Origin of the sequence: Pseudomonas sp. ANT_J28 (assembly GCF_008370005.1) — a bacterium.
GTDB lineage: Bacteria > Pseudomonadota > Gammaproteobacteria > Pseudomonadales > Pseudomonadaceae > Aquipseudomonas > Aquipseudomonas frigoris.
In genome coordinates, this window is record NZ_VOBM01000002.1 from 141,999 (window position 1) to 155,103 (window position 13,105).

The 13,105-nt window shown below is 59.2% G+C and carries 13 protein-coding genes; 9 read left to right on the forward strand and 4 right to left on the reverse strand.

What is annotated here, in order from left to right; all coding sequences use genetic code 11:
- The first annotated feature begins 63 nt into the window (after nucleotides 1-63).
- Genes FQ187_RS01730 through thiO form a run of 7 tightly spaced genes read left to right on the forward strand, consistent with a single transcriptional unit; the run spans nucleotide 64 to nucleotide 6,848 of the window.
- Nucleotides 64-537: a GspH/FimT family protein gene (locus FQ187_RS01730; RefSeq protein WP_149628170.1), complete on the forward strand. Its 474-nt coding sequence runs from the start codon at nucleotides 64-66 to the stop codon at nucleotides 535-537.
- The gene (gene pilV / locus FQ187_RS01735) at nucleotides 534-983 is read left to right on the forward strand and encodes a type IV pilus modification protein PilV (RefSeq protein ID WP_149628171.1); all 450 of its coding nucleotides are present in this window, start codon (nucleotides 534-536) and stop codon (nucleotides 981-983) included. Before FQ187_RS01730 ends, pilV begins: the two co-directional genes overlap by 4 nt.
- Nucleotides 980-1,693, forward strand: a complete 714-nt coding sequence (locus FQ187_RS01740; protein ID WP_149628172.1) for a PilW family protein — start codon at nucleotides 980-982, stop codon at nucleotides 1,691-1,693. The genes pilV and FQ187_RS01740 overlap by 4 nt, the downstream gene beginning before the upstream one ends.
- An 11-nt stretch (nucleotides 1,694-1,704) precedes the next feature.
- On the forward strand, nucleotides 1,705-2,184 hold the full coding sequence (locus tag FQ187_RS01745) for a PilX N-terminal domain-containing pilus assembly protein (RefSeq protein ID WP_134422334.1): 480 nt from the start codon (nucleotides 1,705-1,707) through the stop codon (nucleotides 2,182-2,184).
- A complete protein-coding gene (locus FQ187_RS01750) occupies nucleotides 2,171-5,281 on the forward strand; it encodes a pilus assembly protein (protein WP_149628173.1) in 3,111 nt (1,036 codons plus the stop codon). Before FQ187_RS01745 ends, FQ187_RS01750 begins: the two co-directional genes overlap by 14 nt.
- A 14-nt stretch (nucleotides 5,282-5,295) precedes the next feature.
- Complete coding sequence (locus FQ187_RS01755; protein WP_149628174.1) at nucleotides 5,296-5,691, forward strand: type IV pilin protein; 396 nt, start codon at nucleotides 5,296-5,298, stop codon at nucleotides 5,689-5,691.
- A 56-nt stretch (nucleotides 5,692-5,747) separates the two neighbouring features.
- Nucleotides 5,748-6,848 (forward strand): glycine oxidase ThiO, encoded by a 1,101-nt coding sequence (gene thiO / locus FQ187_RS01760; protein WP_149628175.1) that lies wholly within the window; start codon nucleotides 5,748-5,750, stop codon nucleotides 6,846-6,848.
- 3 nt (nucleotides 6,849-6,851) lie between these two features.
- On the opposite strand, the gene FQ187_RS01765 is transcribed toward thiO, so the two are convergent.
- The 4 genes from FQ187_RS01765 to FQ187_RS01780 all read right to left on the reverse strand — a co-directional run bounded on the left by FQ187_RS01765 (nucleotide 6,852) and on the right by FQ187_RS01780 (nucleotide 11,152).
- Entirely contained in the window at nucleotides 6,852-8,192 is a 1,341-nt protein-coding gene (locus FQ187_RS01765; RefSeq protein ID WP_149628176.1) for a sigma-54 dependent transcriptional regulator, read from the reverse strand.
- A gap of 2 nt (nucleotides 8,193-8,194) precedes the next feature.
- The gene (locus FQ187_RS01770) at nucleotides 8,195-9,784 is read right to left on the reverse strand and encodes a PAS domain-containing sensor histidine kinase (RefSeq protein WP_149628177.1); all 1,590 of its coding nucleotides are present in this window, start codon (nucleotides 9,782-9,784) and stop codon (nucleotides 8,195-8,197) included.
- Nucleotides 9,774-10,007: a PP0621 family protein gene (locus FQ187_RS01775; protein WP_008154904.1), complete on the reverse strand. Its 234-nt coding sequence runs from the start codon at nucleotides 10,005-10,007 to the stop codon at nucleotides 9,774-9,776. The genes FQ187_RS01770 and FQ187_RS01775 overlap by 11 nt, the downstream gene beginning before the upstream one ends.
- A 122-nt stretch (nucleotides 10,008-10,129) precedes the next feature.
- Nucleotides 10,130-11,152, reverse strand: coding sequence for an outer membrane protein assembly factor BamD (locus FQ187_RS01780; RefSeq protein ID WP_149628178.1), 1,023 nt, complete (start codon nucleotides 11,150-11,152; stop codon nucleotides 10,130-10,132).
- Nucleotides 11,153-11,303: 151 nt separating this feature from the next.
- On the opposite strand from FQ187_RS01780, the gene rluD reads away from it, so the two are divergent.
- Together rluD and pgeF are read left to right on the forward strand one after the other, a co-directional pair.
- Nucleotides 11,304-12,266, forward strand: a complete 963-nt coding sequence (gene rluD / locus FQ187_RS01785) for a 23S rRNA pseudouridine(1911/1915/1917) synthase RluD (protein ID WP_046048807.1) — start codon at nucleotides 11,304-11,306, stop codon at nucleotides 12,264-12,266.
- A complete protein-coding gene (gene pgeF / locus FQ187_RS01790) occupies nucleotides 12,263-12,988 on the forward strand; it encodes a peptidoglycan editing factor PgeF (RefSeq protein WP_149628179.1) in 726 nt (241 codons plus the stop codon). Before rluD ends, pgeF begins: the two co-directional genes overlap by 4 nt.
- Nucleotides 12,989-13,105 lie beyond the last annotated feature (117 nt).

Genomic DNA, 13,105 nt, shown 5'->3' on the forward strand with positions numbered 1-13,105 from the left:
ACGTGCCGGTCGAATGTTCTAGCGTGTAGAAGCAGGTATAGCCGACGGCAACGGAGGGCACCGATGGATCATCGTACAAAAGGTTTCACGCTGATCGAGTTGCTGATCGCGCTCGCGGTGCTTCTGATCCTGATCACGCTGGCCGTACCGGCGTTTACCCGTTCGGTGCAAATCACCAAGGCCGACACCGAAATCGGTGATCTGCAACGTGGTTTGAATTTCGCCCGACTTGAGGCGATCGACCGGGGCATCACCACCCGGCTTCGCCCGACGACGGAGGGAGGCGTCTGGACCGGGGAGCTCTCGGTTTATGACGGTACTGGCAAATTGGCCAATGTATTGCGGGTTGTTCCAGCGATGAGCAGCGGGGCTACTCTGACGCTAACCTCAGGAGTGACCACCATCGATTTCAATAACCTTGGCGGGTTGTCGGCACCGTCCACGGCGGTGGTGATCAACTACGTACAGGGAGCGCAAAACAGAACGCTGAATGTGTGTTTGAACGGACGAATTCTATTGGGTGGAAGCTGCGGATGAGGGGATGGAGCAAACGTGCACAGGAGGGCATGACGCTGATCGAAGTCTTGGTTGCGTTGTTGATTCTGAGCGTGGGGCTGTTGGGGGCGGCAGCGATTCAGCTCAATGCGCTGAAGTACACTGACAGCGCGCGGATGACCAGCCAGGCGAGTTTTATCGCCTACGACATGATGGACCGCATTCGCGCCAACTCTGGTGCCGACTACACCGTCGCGCCTCCGACCTCGGGCAACCTGAGCGTCGCCCGGGATCAGGACCTCTACGACTTCACCACCAACATCGTTAATTTTGGCGGTGCCACTGCCACCGGTAGCGTTACGCTCAATCAGCGGGTGTACACCATCACCATCACCTGGGATGACTCGCGGGCCGCCAACACTGCCAATTCACGCCGTAGTTTCGTCCTGACCAGTCGCGCCACCGTCGATCCGGTGTCGACGCCATGAACCGGTCCAGCAGAGGTTTCGGCCTGATCGAGTTACTGATCGCCCTGGCATTGAGTTTGGTCGTGGTCCTGGGCGTGGCACAGATTTTCATCGCAGCCAAGAACACCTATGTCAGCCAGAACGCCGCTGCCGCGATGCAGGAAGATGCGCGGTTCGTGCTGAGCAAGATGATTCAGGAAATTCGCATGGTCGGCATGTTCGGATGTCTGGGGGCGGTCACCGACTCAAGCTCGGCGGGTGACTTCAAAGCCAGCCAGACAATGCCGATCAGTTGGGACAACGCCAACCTCAAACTGACTTTGGTCACTGCGGATGTCGGCGGCGGTGGCGGGGTACCGACCTGGACGGTGGTTTCCGATTGTCGGAACAACGCAACGGCCTACACCGGCGTCCGTGTTCCAGCGTCGGGCGAGCTGGCGTTTCCGATCCGGCGCTTGATCTACAGCTTCAGCAACAATCAACTGCTGATGGGTGTCGGCACCGGCACGCCGGCTCAGGCGGTGCTGGTGAACAACGTCAGTGCCTTCAACGTGAGCTTCGGCCTCGCCAGTTCCGCCACTGATGTGGCCGCCTCCAGTTACAGCAGCAACCCCTCTGATCCGGCGCGCATCCGTAGTGTTCGCCTGACGTTGACCCTCACCGACCCGAACAACCGGGTAGGCAATCAAACCTTCAACGTGGTTGCCGCGCTGCGCAACCGATTGCCATGAGGGGAGGGCCGATGAGTATTTCTCCCGTGACCCCTCACGCCCAGCGTGGCATGGCGCTGCTGGTCAGCCTGGTGTTTCTTCTGTTGCTGACACTGATCGGCCTTTCATCGATGCAAAACGCCACCCTGCAGGAAAAAATGGCTGCCAGTGTGACCTTGCGCAATCAGTCGTTCCAGGGCGCTGAATCGGCGTTGCGCGTGGGTGAAAGCGCGGTGCAACTGGATACTTTTTCGTTGCCGGTCTGCAGCGGTACTACCCAATGCGCGCCACCGGCCGAGTCGTCGACAATCACCGGCGCCGGCTTCAATTCCACCTCGGGGGTGACCTGGATCGCCTCCGGCAGCGGTTTTTACGGGGTGCAGAACATCGGCACCACCCTGACCGCCGTGAATGTTCCGAGCAATACCTCGACAACGCTGTACCGGGTGACCGCCGTGGGCATCGCGGGCAATTCGCGCAGTGTGGTGGAGAGTATCTATGCGAAGTACTGAACGGCTGTGGCGCCTGGTTTGCGGCGTGATATCGGGGTTTTATCTCTCAGCGCCGGCGTATGCCTTCACGCCGTCGGATTCTCCGCTATTGAGCGCTGCAGCCGTCGCGCCGAATGTGATGTTGTTGATCGACGATTCGGGGAGTATGAACAGCATTATCTGGGCGGCAGGCTTCGACCCGACAATCGCGGGCACTCCGGTGACTATTTGCCTCTCGAATGGTTCGTGCTTGAAAGGGCGGGAACTTGACATGAGCGATAGCAATATTTCCTTGTCGAGTTTGACTCGGGGAACCTGTTCGAAAGGATGGTACGGTTTTTATAACAACAGTTTCCTCGGTCTGGATTCACTCTGTCTGAAGCTTCCCGATCCGGTAGGGGGTGAGGACACTCGCTATTCGGCGAAATACTTGTCGTATCTGATAAGCCTGGCCAACAATTCCGACCGGGATTTCACCGATGGCTCGATCCCTAATGATTACCGGATGAATGTGGCGCGCAACGTTTCCAAGGCATTGGTGGCCAGTAATCGCTCGCTGCGTATAGGCCTTGCGACGTTCAACCTGGCTGTCGGAAACCATAAGAATGACGGCGGTTACATCGCCCGCTCGGTCAGTGATTTGTCGGCTCTAAGCGGCACCGTGACTCAGGCTCAGGCTGATACCAACTACAACGCATTGATCGCCGGAATCGACGAACTGAGCGCGGAGGCCAATACGCCACTGGCTGAAGCCTATTACGAGATCACCCGCTATTTCCGTGGCATGGCGCCGTACAACAACTCGAAGCCCACCACCTACACCAGTCCGATCCAGTATCGTTGCCAGAAAAACTATGGGGTGGTGATTACCGATGGCCTTCCAACCTATGACCGGACCTTTCCGACTAACGATCCACAAGCTATTGCCCAGGGCGGTCCCAGGCTTCCCAATTGGGACGGTATCAACAACGATGGCGAGAACCCGCTTGGCGGTGACGACGATGGCGATACCCTGTATCTGGATGACATCGCGAAGTTCGCCTTCGACATCGACATGCGCGCCACGGGGACCGATGCCGCGGGCAAAAGCTGGGACGCCCTGGATTTTCCCAGGCAGAACATGAATACCTACACCGTAGGTTTTACCGCAGCAAACCAAATGCTGGCGGACGCCGCGACCTACGGGCACGGCAAGTACTACCAGGCGACTGAAGGCGCCGGGCTCAACAGCGCACTGTCTTCGGCCCTGAGCGACATCACCTCCAAGGCCGGCTCCGGTGGCAGTGGCGTCACCAGCGGGACTACCCTGGCCAGCGGTTCGAGTTACTTTCAGACCAGTTACGATCCTAAGGATTGGCGCGGCACGATCAAGTCCTACGGATTTACCTCCGCTGGAACGGTCAACACCGCCTCGGTGTTGTGGACAACCGATACCGCCATCGTGCCCGGTGCCACGGCGTCGACCTATCAATCCTGGAACACACTGACCAATGCGGCCGTGACGCTGGCCTACGCCAGTTTTTCCCCTGTCCAGCAAACTTCCCTTAACCAGGGTTTGCCCACCGGCATCACCGGCAGCGATCTGGTGGAGTGGAGCAAGGGCACCAACAAGGCCGGCCTGAAAGTGCGCAGTGTGCTGCTTGGCGACATCATCAATTCGCCGTTGGCCCTGGCATCGCCCACGGATAAAACCGCGTCCGATCTGTCAGGTGACACCACTTACAGCACGTATCTGGCAACCAAAGCGGCAAGCATGAACCCCAGCCTCGTGGTGAACGCCAACGACGGCTTTGTAAACGTCATCAACACATCCAATGGCACACGGCGTTACGCTTTTATGCCGTCCAGTGTGTTGTCGTCGCTGCGCTACATCGCCGACCCCGCTTACATAAACGGGGTGAGCCACAAGTTTCTGGTGGACGGCCAGGTGGGTGTGTTCGATGCCCAGCTCAACAGTGCCTGGAAAACCCTTGCGTTGGGCGGGACAGGGGCGGGAGGTCGGACCTTCTATGCGCTGCAACTGTTCGACGCATCGGCCGGTAACGTAACGAAGGCGTTGTGGGAGATCAGCGCACCGGCCACAGCAAATACGGCGAACGTTTTCAATGATCTGGGTTATGCCTACGCACGACCGGAAGTGGCACGCTTGTCCGACGGTCGATGGGCGGCATTCATCTCCAACGGTTATGGCAGCAACTCAGGTGTGGCAGCGTTGTACGTGGTCGACATTCGCGACGGCACGCTGATTAAGAAGATAGTGGTCGACGGCGCCGAGACGACCAACGGCCTGTCGTCGGTGAAGCTCAGGGTCAACTCGCAGAATGTGGTGCAGGCCGCTTATGGCGGCGACTTGAAGGGGAGGCTGTGGAAGTTTGATTTGAGTGCCACGGCCCCGGAGTCGTGGGATCTGGCATTTTCCCGCAAACCGCTGTTTACCACCGCAGGTGGCGTCACCCAGCCGATTACCGCGCAACCATTGCTGGCGGACAATTCGTTGGGAGGGAAGGAAGTGTTTTTCGGCACCGGTAAATTCAATGAGACTGCCGACAAGATCAACAAAGACCTTCAAGCGTTCTATGCCGTGTGGGATGCGGAAGGTGGCTCCGGGCAAATCACAACGTCCAGTTTGCAGGCTCAGACGGTGACCGGTGTGTTCTCCGGTAGCAGTGGGCAATTCATCACCACCAGCCAGAACGACGTGACCTATCCGGCGAAAAAAGGCTGGTACCTGCCGCTGGTGTACAACAACGTGCTAACCGGTGAGCGGGTGATCAATCAGGCCAGTCTGGTGGCCGGCCGGATCGTGTTCACCACGGCCAGCGTGGACACCACCGATCCTTGCGCCAGTTTCGGTACCGGCAAACTGGTCGAACTGGATGCATTCAGCGGTAAGATGCTCAATTACGCAGTGCTCGACAGCAATGGCGATGGGCTGGTCGACAGCAAGGATTCGATATCCAGCGGGGTGATTTTCACCGGTGGTATTCCGACACTGAACGCGATCGTCAACAATGCGTCCCGCAAGATTGTGAACGACTCCAGCGGTGGCATCAGCTCCCTGGTGGAAAAGCCCGGCAGCGGCGGCAGCCGTCGCATCATGTGGCGACAAATACAGTAAGTGAGAGTTGAGGCATGCGCAGATCCAACCGAGGTTTTACCCTGATCGAAATCATGATCGTGATTGCGATCATCGGGATCGTCATCACCATTGGCTACCCGAGCCTCACCGAGTACGTGAAAAAAGGCCGTCGAACGGAGGTGGCCGGGCTGCTCTCCGAGCAGGCACAGATCCTCGAGCGTTTCTATTCGAAGAGCAATGTCTACACCGGCGTTGCAGGCCTGAGTGCTGGCAATGACTTTTACACCATTACCCAGACCCTGACTGATCAGACCTTCCTGCTGACGGCAGTTCGTAAGGCTGGCAAAGCTATGGAGACCGACAAGTGCGGTGATTTCACCATCACCAACACTGGCGTCAGAAGCATGGACAACGCGACGGCCACGACCAAGGATTGCTGGGGCCGCTGAGTTCCTTTTGCAGGCGCCTTTTGCGCCTTCTGTCTATTTAACGGTTGGATCAGAACATGACCAGGCAACAGCAAGTGGTGATTGTCGGTGGCGGCGTGATTGGCCTGCTGACAGCGTTCAATCTCGCGTCAGAAGTGCAAAGTGTTGTGCTGCTGGACCGCTCGAACGTCGGTCAGGAGTCTTCCTGGGCGGGTGGCGGTATCGTTTCGCCACTCTACCCGTGGCGCTACAGCCCGGCGGTCACCGCGTTGGCGCATTGGTCCCAGGATTTTTATCCACAGCTGGGTGAGCGACTGTTTGCAGCCACCGGTGTCGATCCTGAGGTGCATACCACCGGGTTGTACTGGCTGGACCTGGATGATGAGGCCGAGGCGCTGGTCTGGGCCGAGCGGGAAAACCGTCCGTTGCGGGCTGTGGATATCTCGTCGGCTCACGACGCGGTGCCGGTGTTGGGGAGCGGTTTTTCTCGGGCGATCTACATGGCCGATGTGGCCAATGTGCGTAATCCGCGGCTGGTGAAGTCCCTCAAGGCTGCGTTGCTGGCGCTGCCGAACGTGACGATTCATGAGCAGTGTGAAGTCAGCGGGTTTATCCGTGAAGGCGCTACTGTGGTCGGGGTGCAGACCTCGGCGGGAGCGATTCATGGCGATCAGGTGGTTCTGACTGCGGGCGCCTGGAGCGGTGATTTACTCAAAAGCCTGGGCCTGGACTTGCCGGTCGAGCCGGTGAAAGGGCAGATGATTCTCTACAAATGCGCAGCGGATTTCCTGCCGAGCATGGTTCTGGCCAAGGGGCGTTATGCGATTCCTCGGCGTGACGGGCACATTCTGATTGGCAGTACGCTGGAGCATGAAGGCTTCGACAAGACGCCGACCGAATCTGCCCTGGAGAGTCTGAAGGCGTCGGCGGTGGCGATGATTCCAGCGCTGGCGGATGCCGAGGTCGTAGGGCACTGGGCCGGGTTGCGACCGGGTTCGCCGGAAGGCATTCCCTACATCGGTCGGGTGCCAGGGTTCGAAGGACTTTGGCTCAATTGCGGGCATTACCGTAATGGCTTGGTGCTGGCGCCGGCGTCGTGTCAGTTGTTTGCGGATGTGATGCTGGGGCGTGAGCCGATCATTGATCCGGCGCCGTATACACCGGCTGGACGGATCTGAGACTCAATCGAGCCCCAGTTTCTTGAGCCTGTAGCGCATCGACCTGAATGAAAGATTCAACCGCTGAGCCGCCGCCGTGCGGTTCCAGCGGGTTTCTTCCAGTGCCTGGAGGATAAGGTTGCGTTCGACGTTTTCCAGGTAGACTTCCAGGTTGTCGATCTGCGTCAGGTCCGGCACACCGCCTTCCGGGTTGCAGTTGCCTTCGGCCAGTCGCAGGTCGCTGGCTTCAATTTGTTTGTTTTCGCACAGCGTTTGCGCCCGTTCGAGCATGTTCTCCAGTTCCCGTACATTGCCGGGGAAGCGATAGCTTTTCAGCGCGTCGAGGGCTTGGGGGTGGAGTTTTGCGGCGGGTTGGCCAGTGTTGATGGCCAAGCGTTTGAGCACGTGGCTGGCGAGGGATTCGATGTCGTCACGGCGTTCGCGCAAGGGCGGCACCCGTAGTTCGATCACGTTCAACCGGTAATACAAATCCTGGCGAAAACGTTCGGCAGCGACTTCGGCGTCGAGGTCTTTGTGGGTGGCGCAAAGAATACGCACATCGACCACGGTTTCCTGCTGTTCCCCGACACCGCGAACGGCTTTTTCCTGTATCGCCCGTAGCAGCTTGACCTGCATCGCCAGCGGCAAATCAGCCACTTCGTCGAGGAACAGGGTGCCGCCATGGGCCGCCTGGAACAGTCCGGGTTTGTCTTCGATGGCACCGCTGAAGCTACCTTTGCGATGACCGAAAAATTCGCTCTCCATCAATTCGGACGGAATCGCCCCGCAATTGACCGGGATAAAGGGTTGGCTGGCGCGCGGTCCTTGTTCATGGATCAGTCGCGCGACCAACTCCTTGCCGCTGCCGGATTCGCCGCTGATGTACACCGGCGCCTGGCTGCGGGCCAGTTTGTCGATGTGTTTGCGCAAGGCGCGCATTGGCGGTGAATCACCCAGCAGCCGGCGATCGATGGCGACGCCGGTGCCGCCCGGCGCAGGTAAACGAAGCGCGCTGCTGACCAGTTCCCGCAGGCGTGTGAGGTCCACCGGTTTGGTCAGGAAGTCGAAGGCGCCGGCCTTGAGGGCGTTGATCGCCGTTTCCAGGCTGCCATAAGCGGTGATCATTGCCACGGGTACGTTTGGGTGGCGTTGCTGGATGTGTTGCACCAGCTCAAGGCCGGTGCCGTCAGGCAAGCGCATGTCGGTGAGGCACAAATCGAACGTCTCTCGCGACAGCAGGGCCTGAGCTTCGCCGAGGTTGCGGGCACTGAAGGTGTCGAGTTTCATCCGGCCCAGGGTGATTTCCAGGAGTTCGCGGATATCCGGTTCGTCGTCGACGATCAGGACTTTTTGCCGTGGGCTCATGTTCAACTTTGTTTCCGTCCGTGAGCAAAGGTGATGCGAAAGCAGCCGCCGTCTTGGCGTGGTTTGAAGTCTAGGCGGGCCTGGTTGCTTTCGCACAGCTCACGGGACAGATAAAGCCCCAGTCCCGTGCCTTGGGTGCTGGTGGTGAAGAACGGTTCAAACAGGTGAACATGATGCTCCGGTGCCACACCGGGGCCGTTGTCCAGAATCTCGAGGACCGGCAGCTGGCTGTCCGGGTCGACGAACAACTCGAGCCAGACCTGCGCCACGTCGTGATTCAAGGCGCTATGGCGCCAGGCGTTACGCAACAGATTGTCGAGAATCTGGGTCAGTTGGTCTGGATCCATCAGGGTTTTGAAGTCTCCTGAGCCGATGCGCAGATGAATCTGCTGATGCTCGGTCGCCCCCTCGCGGGTTTCGTTGACGTATTGCTCCAGCCACGGCTTCAGATCAAGCCGTTGCGCTACGGTTTGCTGGCGGCGGGACAGTTGCAGGACGTTTTCGATTACCCGATTCATTCGCTGAGAGTGGTCTTGAATAATCTGTGTCAGACGTCGATCCGCGCGGTTCAGTTCCTCTGATTCTTGCAATAGCTGCGCGGCATGACTAACGGCGCCCAGTGGATTGCGGATTTCATGGGCGATACCGGCGGTCAGGCGACCGAGGGCGGCGAGCTTCAATTGCTGGGCTTGTTGAGCGATTTGCGCGAGGTCTTCGAGAAAGACCAGGGTCTGATGGTGTGGGCTTTGGTCGAGGGCAATGAAGCTCGGTTGCAGCTCCAGACCACTACTGGCGACTTTCAGGCTCTGGGGGCGCAGCGTCGGATTGTTGAGCCACAGTTGCAGGCGTTCGACCAGGCTGGGTAAGTAGTCGTCGATCAGCTGGCCTGCAAGATTTTCCATGCCTAACAGGTTCAAGGCGCTGTGGTTGGCCAGTTGAACCCGCCGCTTGTCGTCGAGTACCAGGATGCCGGTACGCATGCGTTGCAGGATCAGTGCGTTGAGCGCTTCGAGGCCGACGACTTCGCTGGCCCGTTGTTCGGCGAGGTTTTCGCTGACCTCCAGACGTCGGATCAGCCCTTGCACCAGCAATGCCGCAGCAAAACACAAAGCGCCGAGCGTGCCGACTTGCAGATAATCGTTGGGGGTGGCGGGATGGTTGAAACTCAGGAGGAAGCTCAGCCCGACGATGCCGAGCGCGCCAACGGCGGCAATCAGCAGGCCGATGCGCCCTCGCAACAAGGTGTTACTGATGGCTACCGATACGATCAGCAAGTTGCCGATGGCGCTGGCCACACCGCCGGCGGCGTAGAACAGACCGCACAGCAGCAGGACGTCGGTCAGCGCCAGGCTGAACAGTTGAGCCGGGCGCCGGGTGTTCCCGAGGAATACCACCAGCAGGATATTCAGCACCAGGTAAAACCAGCTGCCACTGCGCAGCAGGTCGTCATTGCTGAACGTCAGCAGCTGGTTGTCCATGTTGCTGGAGATCAACAGCACCAGGGTGATGCCGATGCTCAAACGGTAAAGGTGATAGAGGCGCAGCAGTCGCTGGGCCTGTTTGCTGCCGGGACTGGAGGTCTCAGCGATCACTGGAGCCCGGGCCTTGCTCAAGATGAGCCTGGCTGCAATACCACTGTTGTTGAAGGCTCAGCGCGCGGTCGCGTGGCAGGTGTACGCCGCAATGGGCGCAGCGGACCATGGGGGCCGCTTCCAGCTCGGCAGAGGACTTGGGCACAGAAGCCTGGCCCTTGAACTTGCGCCAGAACCATACTGCAGCGGCAATCAGGGCGATCCAGAACAGTAAACGAAGCATGATGAGCTGCTATTTGACGAGTGATGAGCCAGTTTAGCCAAGGACATGAGCAGCGCACAGCGTAATAATCGAGCCCATAAAAAAGGAGCCTCGAAAGGCTCCTTTTTGTACAACCCGATGTGTCAGTCAAACACGCCGAAGGTCATGTAGCTGAACCACGAGCGGTCGCTGTTATTGGCTTCGGACTCGTGTTGCTCTTCTTCGATCACGTCGCCATTTTTGTCTTTAGGCTTGAGATCGTTCGGAATCGCGTCTTTGGCGTCCTGGAACTGTTTCTGCACGTCCTGGTTGGCGCGGGTTTCGCCCGGCGGCAGCGGTGGACGGGATTCGATCAGGCCCAGGGTGGCCTTGCTCAACCACGAACGGTTGTCGGCTTCGGCCACCGAAGGCACGAACTGACCGTCCACCAGGCTTGGGTGGTTCGGGTAGTTGAGTTTCAGGGTTTCGAGGCTGGTGTTGGCCAGTTCGTCCAGGTGCAGACGCTGGTAGGCCTCTGTCATCACCGCCAGGCCGTCACCGACCGAAGGGGTTTCCTGGAAGTTTTCCACCACGTAGCGACCACGGTTCGCGGCGGCGACATAGGCCTGACGGGTCAGGTAGTAGTCGGCAACGTGAATCTCGTAGGCCGCCAGCAGGTTGCGCAGGTAGATCATGCGCTGCTTGGCGTCCGGCGAGTAGCGGCTGTTGGGGAAGCGGCTGGTCAGCTGGGCGAACTCGTTGTAGGAGTCGCGAGCAGCACCCGGGTCACGCTTGGTCATGTCCAACGGCAGGAAGCGCGACAACAGGCCGACGTCCTGGTCGAAAGAAGTCAGGCCCTTGAGGTAATACGCGTAATCCACGTTCGGGTGCTGCGGGTGCAGGCGAATGAAGCGCTCGGCGGCGGACTTCGCAGCTTCAGGCTCGGTGTTCTTGTAGTTGGCGTAGATGAGCTCGAGTTGAGCCTGATCGGCGTAGCGACCGAACGGATAACGCGACTCCAGCGCCTTCAGCTTGGCTGTGGCGGCGGTGTAGCTATTGTTGTCCAGATCGTGCTGAGCCTGCTGGTACAGCTCGACCTCGCTCAGGTTTTCGTCTACGACTTCCTTCGATGAGCAAGCAGCGGTCAATGCGAGGATGGCGATCAGCAGCAGGTGTTTCACTTGCATGGCGGCTTGCGTCCCTATGACGGCCGCTGTCTTGGGCGGGGCCGTCCTGTTATGATGAGCGCCCCGTTGAATAGCCTCGGGGCAAAAGACGCCGTATTTAACCACAAGCGCGCAGCCGAAACCAAAGGCTGTGCCGACGCCTAGTCTGAGCATGTCCGATAAAATTGAACTTCGCGCAGAGGTGCCGTCCGAATTGGGCGGCCAACGCCTCGATCAAGTCGCCGCACAATTATTCGCTGAGCACTCGCGCTCGCGCCTTTCCGCCTGGATCAAAGACGGCCGCCTGACTGTGGATGGGGCGGTTATCCGCCCGCGAGACATCGTTCATGGTGGTGCCATTCTTGAACTCACTGCCGAGCAGGAAGCTCAGGGCGAATGGATCGCTCAGGACATCGAGCTGGATATCGTCTATGAAGACGACGACATCCTGGTGATCAACAAACCCGCGGGTCTGGTGGTGCATCCTGCCGCCGGTCACGCTGATGGCACCTTGCTCAACGCCTTGTTGCACCACGTGCCGGACATCATCAATGTGCCCCGCGCCGGTATCGTGCATCGCCTGGACAAGGACACCACCGGTCTGATGGTGGTGGCCAAGACCATTCAGGCGCAGACACAGCTTGTCACGCAATTGCAGAGCCGCAGCGTAAGCCGGATCTACGAGTGCATCGTGATCGGTGTGGTAACTGCCGGCGGCAAGATCAACGCGCCGATCGGTCGTCACGGTCAGCAACGCCAGCGCATGGCCGTGATGGAAGGTGGCAAGCAGGCCGTCAGTCATTACCGCGTGCTCGAGCGTTTCCGCTCTCACACTCACGTGCGGGTGAAGCTGGAAACCGGTCGTACGCACCAGATTCGTGTGCATATGGCTCACATCAACTTCCCGTTGGTCGGAGATCCTGCCTACGGCGGTCGTTTCCGCATTCCGCCGGCAGCCAGTGTGACCATGATCGAATCGTTAAAGGCGTTCCCGCGTCAGGCGCTGCATGCGCGGTTCCTGGAGCTGGATCACCCGACCACCGGTAAACGCATGAGCTGGGAATCGCCACTGCCGGACGATTTCGTCTGGTTGCTGACGCTGCTCAAGCAAGACCGCGAGGCGTTCATCGGATGAGTGACTGGCTGATTCCCGACTGGCCTGCGCCTGCCGGGGTGAAAGCCTGCGTGACCACCCGTGCGGGCGGCGTCAGTCTGGCGCCGTTCGACAGCCTCAACCTCGGCGATCACGTCGATGACAGCCCCGAAGCTGTTGTCGAAAACCGCCGTCGCCTCACCGATCATTTCTCGATTCAACCGGCCTGGTTAAAGCAGGTTCACGGCATTGCCGTGGCCCACGCAGACCCAAGCCTGGTGGCCACTGCCGATGCCAGCTGGACGGCAACGCCCGGTATTGCCTGCACGGCGATGACCGCGGATTGCCTGCCGGCGCTATTCTGTGACCGTGCCGGTACTCGCGTAGCGGCGACTCATGCCGGATGGCGCGGGTTGGCGGCGGGTGTGCTGGAAGCAACCCTCGACAGTCTGGCCGTGCCGCCAGAAGAAGTGTTGGTCTGGCTCGGTCCGGCCATTGGTCCGCAAGCCTTTGAAGTCGGCCCTGAAGTGCGCGAAACCTTCGTCGAGCAATTCCCCGAAGCCGCCAAAGCCTTTGTGCCGAGTGCCAATGCTGGAAAATTCATGGCTGACATCTACGAGCTGGCGCGTTTGCGCCTGGCCGCTCGCGGTGTCACCGCTGTTTATGGTGGCGGTTTCTGTACCGTGACCGATCCACGCTTCTTTTCTTACCGCCGCAGTCCACGCACCGGTCGGTTTGCCTCCCTCATTTGGCTCGAACGCTAGACTTCTCTGATCTGCATCAACTGAGCGACGCTTGAAACTCCCAGAATCGACCGCATCTATAACGGTATCTGGCAGGTTTCTTCATTCAGGATGTTTTATAGGTCCGGCCTGCTCAAA